The 19,654-nt window shown below is 68.1% G+C and carries 18 protein-coding genes; 10 read left to right on the top strand and 8 right to left on the bottom strand.

Features of this window, described 5'->3' with window-relative positions:
• The first annotated feature begins 228 nt into the window (after window positions 1-228).
• On the top strand, window positions 229-921 hold the full coding sequence (locus ACI3KU_RS11140; protein ID WP_404922381.1) for a hypothetical protein: 693 nt from the start codon (window positions 229-231) through the stop codon (window positions 919-921).
• Here ACI3KU_RS11140 and ACI3KU_RS11135 read toward each other — a convergent pair.
• On the bottom strand, window positions 854-2,050 hold the full coding sequence (locus ACI3KU_RS11135) for a multidrug effflux MFS transporter (RefSeq protein WP_404922380.1): 1,197 nt from the start codon (window positions 2,048-2,050) through the stop codon (window positions 854-856). The genes ACI3KU_RS11140 and ACI3KU_RS11135 overlap by 68 nt on opposite strands.
• Window positions 2,051-2,151: 101 nt before the next feature.
• Between ACI3KU_RS11135 and ACI3KU_RS11130 the strand changes: the two genes are divergently transcribed.
• The gene (locus tag ACI3KU_RS11130) at window positions 2,152-3,018 is read left to right on the top strand and encodes a helix-turn-helix transcriptional regulator (RefSeq protein WP_404922379.1); all 867 of its coding nucleotides are present in this window, start codon (window positions 2,152-2,154) and stop codon (window positions 3,016-3,018) included.
• On the opposite strand, the gene ACI3KU_RS11125 is transcribed toward ACI3KU_RS11130, so the two are convergent.
• Window positions 3,019-4,008 (bottom strand): hypothetical protein, encoded by a 990-nt coding sequence (locus tag ACI3KU_RS11125; protein WP_404922378.1) that lies wholly within the window; start codon window positions 4,006-4,008, stop codon window positions 3,019-3,021. It abuts the gene before it with no gap.
• Window positions 4,009-4,019: 11 nt separating this feature from the next.
• Window positions 4,020-5,864, bottom strand: a complete 1,845-nt coding sequence (locus ACI3KU_RS11120) for a substrate-binding and vWA domain-containing protein (RefSeq protein ID WP_404922377.1) — start codon at window positions 5,862-5,864, stop codon at window positions 4,020-4,022.
• 149 nt (window positions 5,865-6,013) lie between these two features.
• On the opposite strand from ACI3KU_RS11120, the gene ACI3KU_RS11115 reads away from it, so the two are divergent.
• On the top strand, window positions 6,014-7,159 hold the full coding sequence (locus ACI3KU_RS11115) for a Gfo/Idh/MocA family protein (protein ID WP_404922407.1): 1,146 nt from the start codon (window positions 6,014-6,016) through the stop codon (window positions 7,157-7,159).
• An 87-nt stretch (window positions 7,160-7,246) separates the two neighbouring features.
• Here ACI3KU_RS11115 and ACI3KU_RS11110 read toward each other — a convergent pair whose 3' ends face one another.
• The 3 genes from ACI3KU_RS11110 to ACI3KU_RS11100 are packed head-to-tail and all read right to left on the bottom strand — an operon-like array spanning window position 7,247 to window position 10,009.
• Window positions 7,247-8,029 (bottom strand): alpha/beta hydrolase, encoded by a 783-nt coding sequence (locus ACI3KU_RS11110; RefSeq protein WP_404922376.1) that lies wholly within the window; start codon window positions 8,027-8,029, stop codon window positions 7,247-7,249.
• 40 nt (window positions 8,030-8,069) lie between these two features.
• Window positions 8,070-8,723 carry a response regulator gene (locus ACI3KU_RS11105; protein ID WP_404922375.1) on the bottom strand — a complete coding sequence of 218 codons (654 nt, stop codon included), beginning with the start codon at window positions 8,721-8,723 and terminating at the stop codon, window positions 8,070-8,072.
• Between the two features lie 38 nt (window positions 8,724-8,761).
• Window positions 8,762-10,009: a sensor histidine kinase gene (locus ACI3KU_RS11100; protein ID WP_404922374.1), complete on the bottom strand. Its 1,248-nt coding sequence runs from the start codon at window positions 10,007-10,009 to the stop codon at window positions 8,762-8,764.
• A gap of 165 nt (window positions 10,010-10,174) precedes the next feature.
• Between ACI3KU_RS11100 and ACI3KU_RS11095 the strand changes: the two genes are divergently transcribed.
• From ACI3KU_RS11095 to ACI3KU_RS11085, 3 genes are all read left to right on the top strand, one after another.
• Window positions 10,175-10,765 carry a DUF4352 domain-containing protein gene (locus ACI3KU_RS11095; RefSeq protein ID WP_404922373.1) on the top strand — a complete coding sequence of 197 codons (591 nt, stop codon included), beginning with the start codon at window positions 10,175-10,177 and terminating at the stop codon, window positions 10,763-10,765.
• Between the two features lie 70 nt (window positions 10,766-10,835).
• A complete protein-coding gene (locus ACI3KU_RS11090) occupies window positions 10,836-11,375 on the top strand; it encodes a YaeQ family protein (protein WP_404922372.1) in 540 nt (179 codons plus the stop codon).
• Window positions 11,376-11,663: 288 nt separating this feature from the next.
• A complete protein-coding gene (locus ACI3KU_RS11085) occupies window positions 11,664-17,225 on the top strand; it encodes a beta strand repeat-containing protein (RefSeq protein WP_404922371.1) in 5,562 nt (1,853 codons plus the stop codon).
• 189 nt (window positions 17,226-17,414) lie between these two features.
• Here the strand turns inward: ACI3KU_RS11085 and ACI3KU_RS11080 are convergent, their stop codons facing one another.
• Window positions 17,415-17,585, bottom strand: a complete 171-nt coding sequence (locus tag ACI3KU_RS11080; RefSeq protein ID WP_404922370.1) for a hypothetical protein — start codon at window positions 17,583-17,585, stop codon at window positions 17,415-17,417.
• A 53-nt stretch (window positions 17,586-17,638) separates the two neighbouring features.
• Here ACI3KU_RS11080 and ACI3KU_RS11075 point away from each other — a divergent pair, with 53 nt between their 5' ends.
• Window positions 17,639-18,025, top strand: coding sequence for a hypothetical protein (locus ACI3KU_RS11075; protein WP_404922369.1), 387 nt, complete (start codon window positions 17,639-17,641; stop codon window positions 18,023-18,025).
• Between the two features lie 202 nt (window positions 18,026-18,227).
• On the opposite strand, the gene ACI3KU_RS11070 is transcribed toward ACI3KU_RS11075, so the two are convergent.
• Window positions 18,228-18,491: a Rho termination factor N-terminal domain-containing protein gene (locus tag ACI3KU_RS11070; protein WP_404922368.1), complete on the bottom strand. Its 264-nt coding sequence runs from the start codon at window positions 18,489-18,491 to the stop codon at window positions 18,228-18,230.
• A gap of 155 nt (window positions 18,492-18,646) precedes the next feature.
• On the opposite strand from ACI3KU_RS11070, the gene ACI3KU_RS11065 reads away from it, so the two are divergent.
• The 3 genes from ACI3KU_RS11065 (at window position 18,647) to ACI3KU_RS11055 (ending at window position 19,634) form a co-directional block, all read left to right on the top strand.
• Complete coding sequence (locus ACI3KU_RS11065; protein ID WP_404922367.1) at window positions 18,647-18,850, top strand: hypothetical protein; 204 nt, start codon at window positions 18,647-18,649, stop codon at window positions 18,848-18,850.
• A gap of 1 nt (window position 18,851) precedes the next feature.
• The gene (locus ACI3KU_RS11060) at window positions 18,852-19,028 is read left to right on the top strand and encodes a hypothetical protein (RefSeq protein ID WP_404922366.1); all 177 of its coding nucleotides are present in this window, start codon (window positions 18,852-18,854) and stop codon (window positions 19,026-19,028) included.
• Window positions 19,029-19,187: 159 nt separating this feature from the next.
• Window positions 19,188-19,634, top strand: coding sequence for an iron chaperone (locus ACI3KU_RS11055; RefSeq protein WP_404922365.1), 447 nt, complete (start codon window positions 19,188-19,190; stop codon window positions 19,632-19,634).
• Window positions 19,635-19,654 lie beyond the last annotated feature (20 nt).

Raw genomic sequence — 19,654 nt, 5'->3', positions numbered from 1 at the left:
GCGGTTACGGCAGAACCGGGAACCGGACGAATGGTCGTTTCCGCTTCATGTTCTGTCGATCGGCGGTGCGAAACACAGATTTCCGTGACCATTCCGTGACCCGTCATCCCGGCTCATGGAGCGCCCAGACGTCAGATCAGCGGCCGATTCCGACAGGTCATCGACTCTCGCGGCGGCTCCGCTCGGGGTACGCAGAAGATACGAGAAGACGATGCATCGACGTTCGGAGTGAAATTGATTCGTGCCATCAGCGAGCGCTGGGCTGCGTTCGAGGCCGCGCGACCCACGCTGGCGCAGCTCGTGCTCTTCGTCGCGATGAACGTGGGAGTGACACTGCTCCAGCTGGTGCTCATGCCTGTGCTGAAGGCGATCTTCGGCGTGACCTCGCTCGTCCAGGTCCCGTTCCAGGCACTGCCACTCGGCGATTTCTTCATCTTCGACTACGCCGCAGGGCCGCTGCCCGCGGGCGGAGGCGGGCTGGCGTACTTCCTCGCCGTTCAGCTCACGCTGGCCATCGCGCAGGTGATCAACTTCTTCCTGCAGCGAAACGTCACGTTCAAGTCGAACTCCGATCCGTGGTGGGCAGCGCTCTGGTACGCCATCGCCTACGTCGTCATCACGTTTGGTGCGGCCGCGCTGCAGAGCGTGTACAAGGCTCCGGTGTACGAGCTGCTCATCACGACCTGGGGTCTCGGCGCATCCGGCGAGGCGATCGCGGACATGGCGACCATGCTCATCAACGCGCTGATCTCGTGCGCGGTGTTCTTCCCCATCTTCAAGGTGATCTTCCGACGCGAGCCGGAAACCCTGCGATCGTCGACCTCCCCGCCCTCTGATCGCGCTGTGGGCACACTCAGCGGGGAGCGGGAAGGCGGGTCGGCAGCAGAAGCAGCAGCGACGCAGCCGCCAGCGCGACGCTGATCGTCGTCACCAGCCCCAGCGGCAGGATGCTGGTGGCACCGGCGACTCCCACGAGCGGGGCGGCGATGCCTCCGAAGCCGAACCTGACGGTGCCGAGCAGCGAGGACGCCGTGCCCGCCATCGTCGGATAATCGGCGAGCGCGATCGTGGTGGCGGACGGTGACGCTGTTGCAACCCCGCTCGACAGCGCGAACAGTGAGATGATCACCACCCACAGTGGGACGGGCATCGCACCCGCGACCAGGAGCCCTCCGGCACCGACGGCGGTGATCGCGACGCCCACCACGAGCGTGCCGGTGACGCTCCACCGCGCCGCCGCGTGGCCTGCGAAGAAGCCGGCCATCACATGGCCCGCGGAGTTGAGGCCGAATGCCGCCGCGTACCACTGCGGCGACAAACCATACGCCTCCTGAAGCACGTAGGTGGATCCGGCGAGGTAGGCGAACAGCGCCGCATAGAGGAACCCCTGGTTCAGCACCGCCGCGACGAAACGACGATCCGCGAGCAGGTGCCGGACATCGCGCAGAGTGCGCGCGAAGCCTCCGCTCGAGCGCTGACCGGGCGGGAGCGTTTCGGGGAACCACACCGTGGTGATCAGGAGCAGCACCGCCCCGATCACCGCCAGGAAGAGGAAGAGGCCGCGCCAGTCGATGATCGTGTTCAGCATCCCGCCCACCAGCGGCCCCACGATGGCCGCGAATCCGCCCACCACGGTCAGACGGCCGTAGAAGCGGATCAGCGCGCTCCCGGAGTACACGTCACGTCCGGCCGCGCTGGCGATCACGATGCCGACGCCCCCGGCGAGGCCCTGCACGACACGGGCCGTGATCAGGGTCTCGATCGTGGGGCTCACCGCGCACAGCACCGAGGTCGCGATGTATGCGGCCACGCCCACCAAGAGAACCCACCGCCGGCCGAACCGGTCCGAGAGCGGCCCCGCGAGGAGCTGCCCGACGGCCAACCCGATGAGACACGCGGTGACGGTGAGCTGCGCCACCGACGCCGCGCTGCCGAGTTCGTCTGTCAGGGCCGGCAGCGCCGGCAGGTACAGGTCCATCGAGATCGGTCCGAAGACCGTGAGCAACAAGAGCAGGACCGGAAGAGAGCGACGGGCGAGTGGCGTTTCCATCCGTCCACGCTCGCGCCGCTCGGGCCACCGCGGGAGCGCCGGTGCATACGGGTACCGGGAGGGACCCCCTCATCGTTCCGAGTCGAACTAGCCTGAACGGCATGGACAATCGAGCCGAGGTGCGGGAATTCCTCATGACGCGGCGGGCGCGCCTGACGCCGGAGGCCGCCGGGATCCCCGGTGGCGCGAATCGCCGAGTCCCGGGCCTTCGTCGCAGCGAGGTGGCCGTGCTCGCCGGTGTGAGCGTGGAGTACTACACCAAGCTCGAGCGCGGCCAGATCGGCGGCGCCTCGGCCGGAGTGCTCGAAGCGCTGGCACGTGGACTCCACCTGGACGACACCGAGCGCGCCCACCTCTTCGACCTCGCTCGCGCGGCTGACGGCATACCCACGAGCGGTCGCCCACGCCGGCGCACCTCCCGGCCCGACGCTCCGCGGCCCACGCTGGAGTGGGCGCTGACAGCGATCACCGATGCGGTTGCGTTCGTGCGCGACCCGCGGCAGAACATGATCGCGGTGAACCCGCTGGGCCGCGCCTTCTACTCGCCGCTGATCGGAGACGGCGGACGCGTGCCCAACCTGGCGCGCTTCCAGTTCCTCGATCCCGCCTCGCGCGACTTCTACCCGGACTGGGAGCTGCTGGCCGAGATGTGCGTCGCGATCATGCGGGCCGAGGCCGGGCGCGACCCGCATGACAAAGGTCTGCAGGATCTCGTCGGCGAGCTGTCCACGCAGAGCGACCTGTTCCGCACCCTCTGGGCGGCGCACAACGTGCGCACGCACGGTACCGGGACGAAGCGGTTCCATCACCCCGACGTGGGTGAGCTGACCCTGGCGTACGAGGAGCTCGCGGTCACCGCGGAACCGGGCAATGTCCTCATGATCTACACCGCCGAGCCGGGATCGCCGTCGGCGGAGAAGCTGCGCCTGTTGGCGTCGCTGCAGGCCGCCGTCACAGCGGAGAGCTGACTACGCGTCGCCGGACGCGGCGCGGAAGTCGCGATCCCAGTCCTGCAGCTCCTTGCGACCGCCGACCAGCCCATCCAGGCTCACCTGGAAGTGCAGCGCACGGAACGCGTTCACCTGCTTGATGTTCTCCACCACCTCGTCGGACACCGCGTTGAGCGCCCGTTCCACCTCCGCGATCCGCTCCTGGGGGTCATCCCAGAGGTGAGGATTGCGGACGATGTCGAGCAGGTAGTCGGGGTGCAGCGCGGCGATGAGCTTGCGCAGCTTCGCGTCGTACTCCACGCCGGCGGTGGCGATCTGACCGTCGTCCGGTCGACGCGCGAGCCTCATGAACAGCTCGCCAGTGTTGGTGGCGAGCGCGTCGATTCCGCGCACGGCGCGCTGGGCGACATGGTCGGACGACGCGGCGTACACCGGAATGAAGCTGCGCAGCGTCGAGATGTCGGCCAGGATCGGGCCGGGCAGCGCGGTGGGTTTGGCCTTCGCCTTCGCCTTCCGGCGTCGGCGCGCGATGACGATCGGAACGGTCACCGCCAGTACGAGGGCCACCGCTCCGACGGTGATTCCGGCGACGAGTCCGCCTCCTCCGGTGTCTTCTGCACCGGACGGCGTGAGCGCGACGATTCCCTGGATCGTCGCGGGCAGCGACTCGGTCATCGGACCCTGCTGGTCCTGCTCGTTCGCGATGCGCAGAGCATCGGTGGCGGGCACGACGTCCGATGTCGCGGCGAGGTCATTTCCCACGGCGACAATGAGCGTGTCGTGGTCATCCCGCGAGGCGATGCGATCCAGCATGTCCGACGAGCGTCCCACCAGACCGCTCACCGATTCCGGGTAGACCACCACGGCGATGTCCGTGCCCGCGACCTGCTGCTCCAGGCTCGCCTGCAGCGCCTGCCAGCCGGGTACGCCATCGTCGACGTACACCTGCTGGGAGGCGAGGTGTTCGATCGCGTCGCTGACGTAGTCGAACGGGAGCAGATGCGGCACCGGGGCTCCGATCAGAAGTTGTTGATGACCGAAGCGAAGACCAGGTCGATCTTGGCGGAATCGGAGGCGTCGAACCACTGGCCGCCGGTGGCCTCGGCGATGCGCTGCAGCACGCTGGTGTCAGCGCCCTCGCCGTACGCGATCGGGAAGATGCGCACGGGAGCGGCGCCGGATCCCTCACCCGAATCCTGGCGGATCTTGGCGATCAACGAGTCCAGCGAGATCGACGAGTCGGTGTCCTCGCCGTCTGACAGCACCACGATCGCGTTGATCCGACCCGGCTCCGCGCGGCTGCGCATCTCGTCATAGGCGGTGGCAATCGCGTCATAGAGCGGTGTGCCGTTGCGCTGGGCGTAGCGGAGGTCGTCGAGGGAGGTGTTGATGCTCTCCTTCGCATCGGCCAGCGGCTCCACGTCGCGCAGTTCCACGATGCCGGAGCCCACATCGGAGGAGACTCCGGTGGTGAACGCCCAGACGCCCACTTCATCGGTGGAGCGGAAGTGTCCGAGCGTCGACTGGGCACCCTGGATCGCCCCGTCCAGGCGCGAGCGGCCGTCGCCGATCGGCTCGTCCATGGAGCCGGAGATGTCGATGAGCTCCAGCACGCTCGACGGCTTGCGGATGGTGGTCCACTGGTCGATGGCCGCAGAGACCACGTCCACCGCGGGCTGGGGCAGCGAGACGGTCGGCTTCGCCGGATCCACGCCATAGGCGGCGGTGAAGAGGTCACCGAGCGGCACCGATTCGTCGAGCGGACGGAAGCCGAACTTCGGCAGGATCCGCTGCGCCGTCTCGGTCTGCACGAACGCGGCGAAGGCCTCGCCCGCGGCGCGCTGCTCCGGCGTCACCCAGGAGGCGCCGAGCACGGTGATCGGGTTGTCCGACCACATCGATCCACCACTCGGGTAGACCGCGACCAGCTTCTCCTTCGGCGGGGTGAGAGTCTCCCCCGGCTCCACGGTGTGCGAATCCGCGTTGCCCTGGTTGTAGTTGAGCAGCGAGGTCTCCTCCAGCGCGATGGCGGAGACGTAGCCGGAGCCGCCCGTGCCGTTCTGCGTTCCCTTGTACAGGGTGTTCAGCACCTTGCCCGTGGTGTCGCCGTAGTGGATCACGCACTCCTCAAACACGCGGGAGAAGTCGGCCGCCGCCGCGACGTCCGCGGTGGTGAGGTCCGCGGTCTTGTCCGCTGCCGCGTAGGACTGCATGAGGATGGCCGAGAGGCCAGTGGTGGAGGTGTTCGGGTTGGTCTTGGAGATCTTGAACGCACCCCACACCGGCTTGCCCACGCTGCCCCAGCCGGCGGAATCCTGGCAGAGCTTCGCGAGGTCGGGGATGCCGATGTCCTTGTTCGGCCACCCGAGCGCCTTGGCCATGGTCTCGGGCATCCCGAAGACGACCGGGGTGTGGGTGAACGACTTGGGCTCCCCCACAATGGCCGGCGATGCCGCAGCGGCCACGCGCGAGGTCCACACGGTGGAGGCGGGCGACCACATCGTGGGCCACCGGCGGGTGTCGTCATCGGGCCAGTCACCGCCGGCGGTGAGGTAGCGGGTCGCATCGCCGGAGGTCACGTTGGTGGGTCGCACCGTGGCGCAGGTCTTCAGCGACTTCGCCTCCGATGACTCCTTGAACGCGTCGGCGAGAGCGTCCAGCATGTTGACCTTCTCGGAGCTGGTGGCCACCACCACACTCGTGCATCCGTCGTCCGCCCAGTCGGTGCCGGTGGAGCTCTCGTCCACGAGACCCGAGGCGGAGCAGCCGCTCAGCACGACGATCACGGCCAGGGCCGCGACGCCCCATCCACGACGGCGACGGCCGACTGTCGTTGTGCGAATCCCCCTGCGCTGCTGGCTCATGGCACCAGCGTATTCGGCCCTTCGCGCCAGCGGGGACATCGAGACACTTCCGTTGTCCGCAGGGTGGACGGACAGCCCCTCTTCGAATATGTTGTGCGAAACAACTTTTTATCGGAGGAGCAACGATGCCCCAGGTACTTCGCGTCGCGATGATCGGCCACGGCTTCATGGGAGCCGCTCATTCCCAGGCGTGGCGGGTGGCGCCGCGGTTCTTCGATCTGCCCGCCGAGGTGCGCATGCAGGTGGTGGTCGGCCGGTCGCTGGAGAGCGCGCAGTCGGCGGCGGACACCTGGGGATGGGAGGAGGCGTCCGATGACTGGCGCGCCGTGATCGCGCGCGACGACATCGACGTGATCGACATCGTCACCCCCGGGGACACGCACGCCGAGATCGCCCTGGCAGCGCTGCGCGCCGGCAAGCACGTGATGTGCGAGAAACCGCTGGCCAACACCGTCGCAGAGGCCGCCGAGATGACGGCGGTGGCCGAGGAAGCAGAGCGCAACGGCGTGCGATCGATGGTCGGATTCACCTACCGCCGCGTGCCCGCTGCGACGTTCGCTCGCCAGCTCGTCGCCGACGGGCGGCTGGGTGAGATCCGCCAGATCCGTGCCGAGTATCTGCAGGACTGGCTCACCGATCCGGAGGCGCCGCTCACGTGGCGACTGCAGAAGGATCGCGCCGGATCCGGATCGCTCGGCGACATCGGCGCGCACGCCATCGACATGGTCGAATTCGTCACCGGGGCGCACCTCACCTCCGTCTCGGGCCTGCTGGAGACGCTCGTGACCGAGCGCCCGCTGCTGGCATCCGGCGTGGGCCTCAGCGGCACCGCCTCCGAGGAGCGCGGCGCGGTCACCGTCGACGACGTGGCGCTGTTCACCGGGCGCTTCGACAGCGGAGCGCTGGGATCGTTCGAGGCGACGCGGTTCCGCACCGGACGCAAGAACGCGTTCCGCTTCGAGATCTCCGGCACGCTCGGCGCGCTCTCCTTCGACATGGAGCGCATGAACGAACTGCAGTTCTACGACGCCACGGCTCCCGAACTGGAGTTGGGCTTCCGGCGGATCCTCGTCACCGAGGCCGAGCACCCCTATGCCGGAGCGTGGTGGCCCACCGGCCACATGCTCGGCTACGAGCACGGCTTCAGCCACCAGGTGGTGGACTTCGTCACCGCGATCGCCAAGGGTATTGCCGCATCGCCGAGCTTCGCCGAAGGCCTGCACATCCAGCGGGTGCTGGATGCCGTCGAGGCGAGCTCCGACGCCGGCAGCACCTGGGTCCCCGTCGCCCCCTGACTCACCCCACCCCCCGCGAGACTTCCGTCTGTGGGTGAGAATCCACGCGTTGCGGTGATTGTCGCCCACAGACGGAAGTCTCGCGGGTCATGGGTTGGCGTCTACGGCGGGCGGGCTGAGCGTTTCGGGGTGGAGGTGGCGGGCGAAGAAGTGCGCGGCGTCCTCACCCGCGTAGGGCGGCACACCGGTGTGACCACCCAGATTCGCCTGCAGCGTCTTCTCGGCCGAGCCGAAGGTGTCGAACAGCTCCAGCGCTCGCTGCCGATCATTGCCTTCGTCATCCCACTGCAGCAGCATGTGGATCGGGATCGTGATCGATCGCGCCTCCTCGAGGATGCTCCGCGGCACGAAGCTGCCCGCGAAGAGCCCGGCGGCCACGATGCGCGGGTCCTGTATCGCGAGACGCGTCGCGATCGAGACGACACCGCCCGACACGGCGACGCGATCACCGATCTCGTCCCGCTGCAGCACCGCATCCAGCACCGCCCGCCACTCCGGAACCGCACGGTCAACCAGCGGGAGGATCAGCCGATCGATGAGGTCCTCGCTCGGCGAACGCCCCGCACCCAGAACCTCGCGCAGTTCGGCACGAACTTCCGCCGCACCCGGGAGAGCGGGCCGCCTGCCGGCGCCCGGCTGTTCGATCGCGACCGCGGCGATTCCGGACGCCGCGGCGCTTCGGGCGCGGGCACGAAGGCTGGGCAGCATCCGCTCCAGCGCGAATCCGCCGGGCTGCCCCAGCAGGATCAGGGGCGCCGGCGACTCGACTGAGGCCGTCGACGACGTCCAGAGCACGCCGTCGATGTCGTCGAGGGAGAATGCCCGTTCGACGAGCACATCGTCGACGCGGTGTTCTGCGGTGATGTTCATGTCACTCCTCCCGGCGACGGGCCGTCGTCGGCGTGACAGCCTACGCGAGGCCGGCGCGGACCGTGATGACGGCGATCTCCGTGCGAGTGCGGATCCCCCACTTGGTGCGGATGCCGTTGAGTGTCGACTTCACCGTGGATGGCGCGATGAAGAAGGCGTCCGCGAGCTCTGCATCCGACGCCCCCGCCACCACCGCGATGGCCAGCTCCCGCTCGCGGTCGGTGAGCATCGCCACCTTCGCCTGGGCATCGCGACGAGCGACAGCACGATCATCGTCGCGCACCCACGCGGCGAGCTGCCGGGCGACGCGCGGCGAGAACTCCGCATCACCCGCCGCCACGGATCGCACCGCATCAAGGATGCGCCGAGGATCGTCGTCTTTGAGCAGGAAGCCGCTCGCTCCGGCATCGATAGCCCGCAGCACGGCGCCCTCGTCATCGAAGGCCGTCATCATCAGGAACGCCGCACGATCACGCAGCGCGGCGACTGCACTCACCCCGTCCATCCGGGGCATGCGCACATCGCACAGCACCACGTCCACGGAGTGGGCCGCGAGCGCCGCAGCGATCTCATCGCCGTCGGCGCATCGTCCGACCACCTGCATGTCAGGAGCCGTGCTGAGCACCGCGGTCATTCCCGCCGCCGCCATCGAGTCGTCATCGACGACGAGCACACGGATCGGGGCGGCGGTCATGTCCCGATCGTATCCAGCAGTGCCCGACGTCTCCCCGTTCAGGCCCGCTCCCACGGCGCCCACGCCAGCACGGTGAATCCACCCGGCACCGGACCCGCCTGGAAGGTTCCGCCGATCTCGTGCATTCGCTCACGCATGCCCACGAGCCCGTTGCCCCCGCCGATCGAGGTGGCGGCGACGCCGGGGGGCACCGGATTCGACACCGTGACGCTCACGCCACTCTCCGGGCCACCGCGGACATCGAGCCGAACCGGCGCGCGAGGAGCATACCGACGAGCATTGGACACGGCCTCCTGCACCACCCGATATACCGCGTGGGACACGGCCCGATCGCAGCCTCCGGGGTCGGCGACCATCAGCTGCGCACGCAGGTCGGTCCCGGTCGCGATCGACTGATCGACGAGCGCGGCGATATCCATCAGGCCGGCGCCGGGACCGGAGTCCCGAGGGTTCTTCAGCACGTGCACCACGCTGCGAAGCTCATCCAGGGATCCCTGTGCCGCCTCACGCACGAGGCGAGCCGCCTCGGCTTCGCGGGGATCGTGACCGTCCACCATCAGCTCCAGCGCGCCCGCATGCAGCGACACCGCGCTCAGCCGGGCGGCGAGCGTGTCGTGCAGCTCACGGCCGAGGGCAGCACGTTCGCGTTCACGCTCCATCTCCTGCTGCAGCGTCGTCGTGTTGCGGGTGGCCGCCGCTTCCCCCGCCTGGGCACGATCGCGCTCGCTGCGGAATCGGCGCGCGATGCCGAACGCCGCGAACGGAGCCACCATCAACGCCGCCATCACGATGATCACGAACGCCATAGCCGCCGGCACCGCGCTGCCGCCGTCCGTCGTCGCCGCAGCGGCGGCGAGCGGAGAACCGGGAAACGCGAGGTTCCACATCAGCGTCACGATGACGGCGAGGTACGCGCCGCCGACGCATGCCCAACGCACCCAGCCCTCACGGGCAGCGGTCACCGCAGCCAGCGAGATCAGCACGGCCAGGCAGTTGGTCGGGGCGATGCAGGTGACCACCGCTGCGGTGACGAAGATCACCACCGGGAAGCGGTGCCGCCACACCAGCAGCACCGCCACCGCGACCATCGGGAAGGTGATCAGAAACGACATCGTGCGCAGCAGCGGCGGGTAGCCGGAGTCTCCGACGCCGTAGTTCCCGCCGTCTGCGAAGCTCCACAGCGCGCACAGCAGGGCGATCGCGATCGACCCCACCAGCGACCAGATCCGTCGCGCCCGTGATGGCGCGTGGCGCGCCGGCTGCGGGATCACGGGAGGGATGGTCATGCTCTGATCGTAGGAGTGGGGGCGGACGTCAGTGCACCACTCTCCGATCACGGACGCCCCACCTTTCGTCGGATAACGCCGACCGATCTGCGGGTGTGCGGTTCGCCGCGCTGCGGTGAGCTGGATGAGGGCCTCGTCGGGCCCGCACAACCGAAGGAAGATCACATGTCCACTCGACTCGTTCGCCTGTCCGTCACCACAACCGCCGCGCTCGCGGCACTCACCCTCACTCTCGCGGGCTGCTCGTCGCCGAGCAGCGCCCCCGCCGGTGAAGCTCCCGCCGCGGAAGCTCCTGCCGCGGAAGCCCCCGCCGCGGAAGCTCCTGCGGCGGAAGCCCCCGCCGCAGAAGAGCCCACCGAACCGGGACTCAACACGCCTGTCACCTCGGGAACGTTCGAGTTCACCGCTCTGGGCGTCACCGATCTCGGCACCACCATCGGCACCGACCCGCTCTCGACCACAGCGCAGGGCACCTTTCTGCAGGTGGATCTGAAGGTCGCCAACATCGGCACCGAGGGCGAGATGTTCCTCGTCAACTACGTCAAGCTCGTCGACGCGGAGGGGCGCACGTTCGACGCCGATTCGATGGCGGCGGTGTATCTCGATTCCGCCGCCGGCACCTGGGTGGCCTCCATCAACCCGGGCAACGCTGTGCAGGGCCCCGTGGTCTTCGACGTCCCCGCCGGGACGCAGGCCGCTTCCATTCAGGTGACGGACAGCCTGTTCTCCACCGGGGAGACCATCGCTCTGCACTGAAGCCGTCGGCCGCTGTGGTGTCGTCCGACACTGCGGCGGCCGCCGGTCTCCGCGCCGATAGGCTCGAGGGATGGCTGCAGGCGCGACGATCCACACCTTCCAGGTCTCCCTGGCTGACGTCGATCGCGGCGTCTACGAGGAACTCTCGCTCCGGGTCGCGCAGCACCCGTCGGAGACCGCCGTCTACATGCTCACCCGAGTGCTGGCGTATGCGCTGGAGTACGAGGAGGGCATTGACTTCACCGCGGGCATCTCCTCGGTCGACGAGCCCGCCATCCTCGTGAAGGATCTCACCGGGCGGATCACCGCCTGGATCGAGGTGGGCGCCCCGGACGCCGGACGTGTGCATTTCGGCAGCAAGCTCGCCGATCGCACCGTGGTCTGGACCCATCGCGACCCGGCGAAGGTGGTCGCCACGTGGACGGGCAAGCCGCTGCACCGCGCCGAGGACATCCGCGTGCGCAGCTTCGATCCCGGATTCATCGACTCCGCCGTCGCGGCGGTGGAGCGCCGGAGCACGATGAGCATCTCCGTGACCGAGGGGCAGCTGTACCTGGATCTCAACGGGCAGCTGTTCACCACCGAACTGCACGAGCGCCCCGCCGGCTGAGCCTTCCGCGTCAGTCGTCGCGCGCGCTCGCTGCCGTGAACGCATGAACATGCTCCGGAACCATGACGGATTCGGCGAGTGAATCATGGGTTGGCGACATGATCATGATTTCGGCGCACGCCACGGCACGATGTTCCGCGGAAACACCGGCGTGTCACGGATTTGCATCATGCACGCCATGAGGGTGGAAAACACGGCATAATCCCAGGTGAGCGGATTCTCTCCCCCGAGACCCCGACCGCTTGCCCCTCCGCCGGTTCTCCGGTCGTCCCCCGAAATGTGGCCCCCATGCGCGTTCGTCGTACCACTTCGTCGTCCCTTCGCACCGCGGCACTCGGCGTCATCGCCGCTGTCACGGTCGCGCTGGGCATCGTCGCCGTCCCCGGGGCGGCATCGGCCGTCGCACCGATCGTCATCGACGACTTCAACGGGACCGTCACCGGCACCCGAAGTGTCAGCTCGACGAGCCCCTCCGGCTATGGCTTCACCGAGTCCGGCGGGGTGGGAATCGTGAAGACCTACTCGCCCAACGGCGGCGCAGCCACCGGTACCGACCTGCAGTACACCTTCGGCTCGCCACTGGATCTCACCTCCAACGGCAACAACACCGAGTTCATGATCGGCATCGAGAGCGTGACGCGAACGGGGAGCGCGCCGGAGTGGGAGAACGCGGTTTCGGCGTCCATCTCGGTCACGGACACCAACGGCACCACGGGCGTGTTCAATACCGGCTACCAGGCGGTGACCGACTTCAACCAGATCATGAACTTCAGCTGTGATGGCGGCCTGTCGGCATGCTTCACTCCGACACCGAACTTTCGCAGCGTCGCGTCGTTGAAGGTCTCCTTCTTCTCCCCCCGCAACCTCTCCCCCGACGTGACGACCATCCGCCTCACGGAGATCCGCACCACCCCGACCGGCGGCGCGCAGCCGAGTGCGCCCGTGGTGTCGTTCACTGCGATCGGCGCGACGAACCCACGTTGGATCGAGGGGTCGGGCCAGCTGAGCTGGGATGTGTCGGTCTTCGCGGACGGACAGCCCGCGACGCTGACCACCGCGCCCACGTTGGCGTCCTTCGCTCTCCAGACCACCGGCAGCGTCACCCCGGGCACACCGACGCTCACCTCCCAGGGCAACGGGGTGTACCGGTACACGACCACCGTGTCCGGAAGCGGAACCATCGCGTTGCGCGCCCCCGCCGGCATCGTGGTCGACAACTGGGCGCAGTCCAATGCTGTCGCCACCAGCGCGCCGGTGACGATCTCACAGGGCACCAAGCCGACCGCGACCCGGTTGGATGCGGACGGCATCGTGGGCGTCGCATTCAGCCAGCAGATCGCGGCCATGGGAACGCCGGCACCGACCTTCGCCGTCACCGCAGGGCAGCTTCCGCCCGGACTCACGTTGAACACCGCCACGGGTGTGATCAGCGGCACCCCGACCACGGCGGGCAGCTTCGTCACCGGCGTGACGGCCACCAACGTGCTCGGCTCCAGCATCTCCGCAGGCGTCAACATCACCATCGCTGCCGCCGAGTTCACCTCGCCGGCAGCCACGACGTTCCTGCTGAACGAGCCCGCCGATTTCACGACGACGTGGACCGGCCCCGCCAACACCCCGGTCACGACCTCCGGCGCCATCCCGAACGGCATCACCACCACGCAGGGGAACAACACCCTGCACTTCGGCGGCACCCCCACGCAGTACGGTCGCTTCACACCGGTGCTCACCCTTCCCGGCGGTGTCAGCCAGACCCTGACGATCGACGTCAACGCGAAGCCGGTCGTCTACGGCAGCGGCAGCACCGTGAACGCCCTCGTCGGCGAGGCGGCTTCGGCGCAGTTCGGAGCGAACGGCTGGCCGGAACCGACGCTGGAGGTGGTCGGCGCAGTCCCGCCCGGAATGACCGTGACACCCACAGGATCCACTCTCACGGTGTCGGGCACGCCGACCGTCGCGGGAACGTTCATCATCGACTTCCGCGCCACCAACACTGTGGGCACCACAGGCTATCCGGTGACCGTGACCGTCGACCAGTCGGCGTCGGTTGCCCCCCTCCCCGCCAACACGCATGTTCCGGTCGGGGTCGACACGGTCATTCCGATCTCCGTGGTCGGCACGCCGACTCCCACCGTGACGGCCGCAGTCGCAGCGAACGGTGACCCGCTGCCCGAGTGGATCGTTCTGAACCACTCGGGAGACGGGTGGCAGCTCACGGCCAACCCGGAGGCTCTCACCGAGGCCGTCGTCGTGCGCGTGACCGTGCAGAACGACCACGGCTCGCAGGCGCGCGACACCATCATCACGCCATTCGTCGGCCCGTCCCTCTCCGGGCCCACCGAGATCACGTCGCTCGTCGATATCCCCCTGACCCCCGTCACCCTCGCGGTGGGGGGCCAGCCGCTGCCGCAGCCGAACACCGACGTCACGGTGACGGGTGATCTGCACGGCCTTCAGGTGTCGCAGGCGTCCGGGATGGTCACATTCTCCGGCACGCCCGACACCACGGGAACCTCCACCATCACGGTGACGGCGACGCAGTTCGGCGTCACGACAACCCACGAAGTGACCCTCACGATCAAGCAGGCTCCGACGATCGACGTCGGCTCCGACGTAGCGGTCACGGTCGGCGACATCCTCAACCGCAAGATCGAGCTGGGTGGATACCCGCATCCGACGGTCACCGCAACCGGCCTGCCCGCCGGGCTGAGCATCGCCACCGACGAGAACGGCACCTGGGTGCGCGGCACGGTCACGGAGAGCGGGGAGCATTTCGTCACCCTGACCGCCGTCAACGGCACCTCTCCCACCATCACACAGCTGCGGATCACGGTCACCGAGGACGCTTCGATCACGTCTAGCGACGTTGTCGCGTTTCCGATCGATGAGGATTCCACGTTCACCGTGACCACGACGGGCTACCCGGCACCGCGTCTGGATGCGAGCGTGCTTCCCGCCGGTGTCACGTTCGTCGACAACGGTGACGGCACCGGGACGCTCTCGGGTCGCCCGATGTCGTCGGGGAACACGTTGATCATCCTGCGAGCGATCAACCAGTTCGCCTCCATCCAGCTGCTTCGCTTCTCTGCGACGGACAAGCCGGCGATCACCGCGGAGGCCTCCTACGACCTTCCTGTCGGGGAGCCCGTCGACATTGCGATCGGAGTCACGGGATTCCCGGCTTCCGCGGTCACGGTCGAAGACCTCCCCGATGGACTCATCGCGGAGAGCACGTCCACGGGCGCACGCATCCACGGCGTTCCGACTCAGCCCGGACTCTTCACCCCGACCGTGAGCGCAGTGAGCACCGTCGGAACGGCTACGGCGCAGCCGACCATGACGGTGGGCTCTGTGCCTGTTGCCGTGGTGCCTGTCGACCCCCACTACCGCGTGGGTCAGCCGATGGATGTGGGGATCGCGGTGCTGGGGTTCCCCGCTCCCACGATCACGACCTCGGCGCTTCCCGCGGGCCTCACCCTGACCCGGATCGACGACGCGCTGTGGAAGATCTCCGGCACCCCCACCGAGGTGGGGACAACGGAGGTCATCGTGCGCGCCGAGAACGGCTTCGCACCCGCATGGGAGGTGCCGATCACGCTGGTGATCGACAGCGTCCCCGCCTTCACCTCCGCAGACAGCGCGACGTTCGCGATCGGTGAGAGCGCAACGTTCACGGTCACGACGACGGGCTACCCGAAGGCGACGCTCACGGCGTCCACGCTCCCGGACGGTCTGTCATTCACCCCGAACAACGATGGCTCCGCGACCATCACGGGAACGCCGACGCAGAGCGGTGAGTTCTCGGTGACGCTGACCGCTGCGAACGGTACGGAGGACGTCACCCAGAATCTGACGATCACGATCACCGAACCGGCTGCGATCACCGGTCCCACCGACGCGCGCTTCGCCGCAGGCGTCGAGAGCGATGTCGTCATCACGACGACCGGCTTCCCGATTCCGGAGCTCAGCGCGAGCGGAGTACCGGACGGACTCGTCTTCACCGACAACCAGGACGGCACCGCCACGCTGTCCGGAACGGCCGTCCGCGGCGGCACCAGCGACCTCGTCGTGACGGCCACCAACGTACGCGGATCGGTCGATCGCACCATTCCGGTCACGGTCACTGAGCTGCCGCAGATCACGTCGGTCGACTCCGCAACGGTGGGTGTCGACTTCCGCCAGCCCGTCACCGTCTCCGGTTTCCCGGACCCGACGGTGACAGCGGAGAATCTCCCCGCTGGCGTCACTCTGGTCAACGACGCGGACGGCATCGCGCTGGTCGGATCCGGTGCGGCGAGCGGCGTGTTCGAGATCACCCTGCATGCCGCCGCCGACATCGACGGCACAACGCGCAGCGCGACGCAGCTCTTCATCCTCACGGTGCAGGAGGCGCCCCAGATCACGAGCGGATCCACGATCGACACCCACGTGGGCGACGCGGTCACGTTCACGGTGACGTCGACCGGATTCCCGGCGCCGACGCTGAGCGTGACAGACCTTCCCGACGGAATCACCTTCGCCGACAACGGCGACGGCACCGGGCTGCTCTCCGGAGCCACCACGGATGGCGGCCGGTTCACGATCTCCGTGACGGCCGAGAACGTGCGCGGAACCGATGCCGGCGAGCTGGAGGTGACGTCGACCGAGGATCCGGCGATCACCTCCACGGACGCCGCCACGGTGGGTTCCGACTTCGTGTTCCCCATCACGGTGGATGGCTTCCCCGTCCCGGAGGTGACCGCCGACGCGCTGCCGTCGGGTGTCACCCTCGCGGACGTGGACGGTGTGCCGTCGCTGGTGGGCACGGGAGTGAACGGTGGCGAGTACACCTTCACGCTCAGCGCCGCGAACGAGCTCCCGACGGTCGCCGAGCAGACCTTCACACTGACGGTCCAGGAGGCACCCGCGTTCACGAGTGCGGACGAGCTGAGTGTTCCGGTCGGCGAGGACGTGAGCTTCACGATCGCGACCGACGGCTTCCCGATCCCGGCGATCAGCGCGGCCGCGCTGCCCGTGGGCCTCATGCTCACGGACAACGGCGACGGGACGGCCACCCTCGCGGGTGTGCCCACCGAGCGCGGCACGAGCACCGTCACCCTGACGGCATCCAACACGGTGGACACGACGGAGCAGGAACTGCATGTCGTCGTCACCAGCGCGACGGTGTTCATCTCGCCGGAGGCCGCGAGCTTCCGTGAGGGCGATGCCGGATCGTTCACCGTCACCACCGACGGATTCCCGATCGCCGTTCTCGGAATCACGGGCACCCTGCCCGCGGGGCTCAGCTTCACGGACGCCGGTGACGGCACCGCGACGATCGCGGGAACTCCCACGGCCGCGGGCACGTACCCGGTGACGATCACCGCGGTTCCCGGGGCAGTACCCACGACCGGTGTGCTGCGCGGTCTGATCGCCGCGATCACGGCGTTCGCCGAAGCGCCTGAGGCCACCGTGCAGCAGACGCTGGTGATCACCGTTGCGCCGCGCGACCCCGGTACGCCGAGCCCGACGCCCACGGATTCGGGAACCCCGACGCCGACCGACCCCGGAACGCCGACGCCCACGCCGACACCGACCGACCCGGGAACTCCGACTCCGACCCCGACCGAGACCCCGTCTCCGACCGAGACCCCGACCGAGACCCCGTCTCCGACCGAGACCCCGTCTCCGACCGGCACGGCCACCCCGATGCCGACGCACTCGGTTCCCGCGGTGCCCGTCTCACCGTCGGCCACCCACCTGCCCTCGACGGGCGCAGACGTGTTCGGCGCTCCGGCCGCTATCGCCCTGCTGCTCGCGGGGCTGGGCCTGTTCGCCTTCGCACGTCGTCGTACTCACCGCTCGGAGTAGCCCCCGACTCCTGAGCTTCCGAAACGAAGGGCGCCCCCGCGGGGGCGCCCTTCGTCCGTCAGTCGGGCCGCTGGTGCAGCTTCATTCCTGCTCTCCCGAGCTTTACCAAGGCCCTGCACATCTCGGACGTGTGAGACGCTCATGATCAAGCTCCGACGCCGACAGCACCCCGACCCCCGCCGTCGCCCCCTAACCCACAGGGTCATGTCGTTCTCGGTTGATGTGCGGTGAGGAGTAGTTGGACGAGTCTTCGCCAGTCGCAGTGGTGGTGGCGGCGGCGATGTTGGTGTGGCCGGTGTGGCGGAGCAGGCGGCAATCACCCGCCACCGACCCGCGGTGGTGAACGTCAGACGGGATCATGCGTAGATGATCAGAGAGTCTTACAGACAGTTCGATGTGGCACTCTAGGCCAAATGGCCGAGAAGACAGCTACAAGAACAGACGCTAAGGTCCTCCGCGGAAGGCGACGCTGGTCGCTCTCGCTGATACCAATGGGCGTAGCGGCTGCGACTGCGTTCTGCTTCGGATCAACACATGGCGAGGTTCGCCCTGCCGCAACTGACGAGGAGATCGCCAGGTTCGCGCTTGGGGAGAGCCTGCTTCCTGCACTTTGGATTTGCCTTGGTGCGGTCGCTGCAGTCCTAGCAGTTTGGCGATTGGCCCACCGAGAGTCGACCATCAACGACCGGATACTTGACACGATCGCCGACCTCGCCATCTTGTCCGTCGCCACCGGTGCCGCGTTCGTCCTCGGGTGGTTCGTCGGACTCTACGTCTTCCCACTTCCCACCACAGGGTGATTCGCTCTGGGTTTGTCCCGAAGTCTCGCAGGTCATCGGTTGCGCGTGCCCGCGGGGCACTCACGTCATTGCTACGTGGCACACGTCTGACAAGTTCCGCGACATTCGCATCACTCGCCGCACGACATTCGCGTCACTGGCTGCGCGGCGTTCGCATCGCTCGCTGCGGCGCACTCGAATCACTCCCCCCGTTGAAGTCACCTCACGAGTTGCGCAGCATGCTGATGAGCTCGTCTTTGCGCTTGCCCGAGTATCCCGAGATCCCGAGTTCCTTGGCCCGCTTCCGCAGCTCGGGAACGGTCCATTCGTCGTAGGGCTCCGCGTCGCCGCCGCGTCGTCCGACCGCCGATCGGCCGTCACGGGCGGAGGCATTCGCAATCCGGGCCGCCTTCTGTTCGGAAGCGCCCTCGCGCCGCAGTGCCCGGTACACCTTCTCGTCCTTGATCGATGAGTTGCGCTGAGGCATGTCCTCTCCGTTCTCTCGTCGGATCCACTGACCTTCCACGCTCGCGCGTCCGAGCACGTGCCGCGAGGGGGTGTCGCGTCGGGGGGCCGCGGCGTAACGTGGAGAGACCGGGTGCAATGTACACACGGATCGCACCCGACGAACGGAGGTGCACCATGACCGATTTCCCGGACCCCGATCCCGTCGCTTCGGCTGCGGATTTCATCCGTCCCGATGCGACCATCCCACCCGAGCCCGTCGACGCCGATGAGCGGCCGATCGATGAGGACCCGGACCCCGGCTTCCCCGACGATGAGCGACCGACGGGATTCCCTGACGATGCTCCGGACGCAGATACCGGAGTAGGAGAAGAGGACTGACATGAACACCGCAGCTGAGACGCCACACGACGCCGGAAGTCTGGAGCCACCCGTCTTCGACGACGCCGCGCCGGGTCATCCGAGCCAGGCGGAGGGCGAGGATCCGGAGCTGGACGACGACGCCGCCGACCCGCGTCCGGCCGGCCACCCCTCGCAGGCCGAGGGCGACGACGACTGATAACGCCCGAGAGCTGGAAATCGCATCGCAGATCGCGTTCTGCGGTGCGATTTCCATCTTCTCGCCGGCCTCCGGGGCGGACATCACCGACCGGGCAGATTCGGAGAAGCGCGCGGGGCCGAGCGCTTGTAACGTGGCGTCAGACGAAAGGGAGACGCCATGAGCGACACCACCGAAGGACGCATGTCCGCCACTGAACGCGCCGCCGTGAAGGCGCGCTCCGCCGAGCTCCGCGCGGAGAAGAAGCGCGCGGCCGCCGAGGACAAGGCGTCCGCCGAATTGCAGGACGTGCTCGACGCGATCGCGAAGCTGCCCGCCGACGAGCGCGCCGTCGCGGAACGTGTGCACGCCGTCGTGCTCGCCACCGCCCCGCAGCTGCAGGCCCGCACCTGGTACGGGATGCCCGCGTACGCCCTCGACGGCAAGGTGATCTGCTGGTTCAAGAACGCGAGCAAGTTCCGCGACCACTACAACTCGCTCGGTTTCGAGAATGCCGCCGCGCTCGACGAGGGCACCATGTGGCCCATCGTCTACGCTATCACCGACATCTCCACCGCCGACGAGGAACGCATCGCCGCCCTCGTCACCCGAGCTATCGCCTCCTGAGCGCCCGTCGTCTCACTCCG

Source organism: Microbacterium sp. ZW T5_56, assembly GCF_044987425.1.
Classification (GTDB): Bacteria; Actinomycetota; Actinomycetes; order Actinomycetales; family Microbacteriaceae; genus Microbacterium.
This window is presented reverse-complemented; position numbering and strand designations above follow the sequence as displayed.

Coding starts and splice junctions, on each gene's coding strand:
- ACI3KU_RS11135 (WP_404922380.1), bottom strand. CDS start 2,050: ATGGAAACGCCACTCGCCCGTCGCTCTCTTCCGGTCCTGCTCTTGTTG.
- ACI3KU_RS11130 (WP_404922379.1), top strand. CDS start 2,152: ATGGACAATCGAGCCGAGGTGCGGGAATTCCTCATGACGCGGCGGGCG.
- ACI3KU_RS11120 (WP_404922377.1), bottom strand. CDS start 5,864: ATGAGCCAGCAGCGCAGGGGGATTCGCACAACGACAGTCGGCCGTCGC.
- ACI3KU_RS11115 (WP_404922407.1), top strand. CDS start 6,014: ATGATCGGCCACGGCTTCATGGGAGCCGCTCATTCCCAGGCGTGGCGG.
- ACI3KU_RS11110 (WP_404922376.1), bottom strand. CDS start 8,029: ATGAACATCACCGCAGAACACCGCGTCGACGATGTGCTCGTCGAACGG.
- ACI3KU_RS11105 (WP_404922375.1), bottom strand. CDS start 8,723: ATGACCGCCGCCCCGATCCGTGTGCTCGTCGTCGATGACGACTCGATG.
- ACI3KU_RS11100 (WP_404922374.1), bottom strand. CDS start 10,009: ATGACCATCCCTCCCGTGATCCCGCAGCCGGCGCGCCACGCGCCATCA.
- ACI3KU_RS11095 (WP_404922373.1), top strand. CDS start 10,175: ATGTCCACTCGACTCGTTCGCCTGTCCGTCACCACAACCGCCGCGCTC.
- ACI3KU_RS11090 (WP_404922372.1), top strand. CDS start 10,836: ATGGCTGCAGGCGCGACGATCCACACCTTCCAGGTCTCCCTGGCTGAC.
- ACI3KU_RS11085 (WP_404922371.1), top strand. CDS start 11,664: ATGCGCGTTCGTCGTACCACTTCGTCGTCCCTTCGCACCGCGGCACTC.
- ACI3KU_RS11080 (WP_404922370.1), bottom strand. CDS start 17,585: ATGATCCCGTCTGACGTTCACCACCGCGGGTCGGTGGCGGGTGATTGC.
- ACI3KU_RS11075 (WP_404922369.1), top strand. CDS start 17,639: ATGGCCGAGAAGACAGCTACAAGAACAGACGCTAAGGTCCTCCGCGGA.
- ACI3KU_RS11070 (WP_404922368.1), bottom strand. CDS start 18,491: ATGCCTCAGCGCAACTCATCGATCAAGGACGAGAAGGTGTACCGGGCA.
- ACI3KU_RS11065 (WP_404922367.1), top strand. CDS start 18,647: ATGACCGATTTCCCGGACCCCGATCCCGTCGCTTCGGCTGCGGATTTC.
- ACI3KU_RS11060 (WP_404922366.1), top strand. CDS start 18,852: ATGAACACCGCAGCTGAGACGCCACACGACGCCGGAAGTCTGGAGCCA.
- ACI3KU_RS11055 (WP_404922365.1), top strand. CDS start 19,188: ATGAGCGACACCACCGAAGGACGCATGTCCGCCACTGAACGCGCCGCC.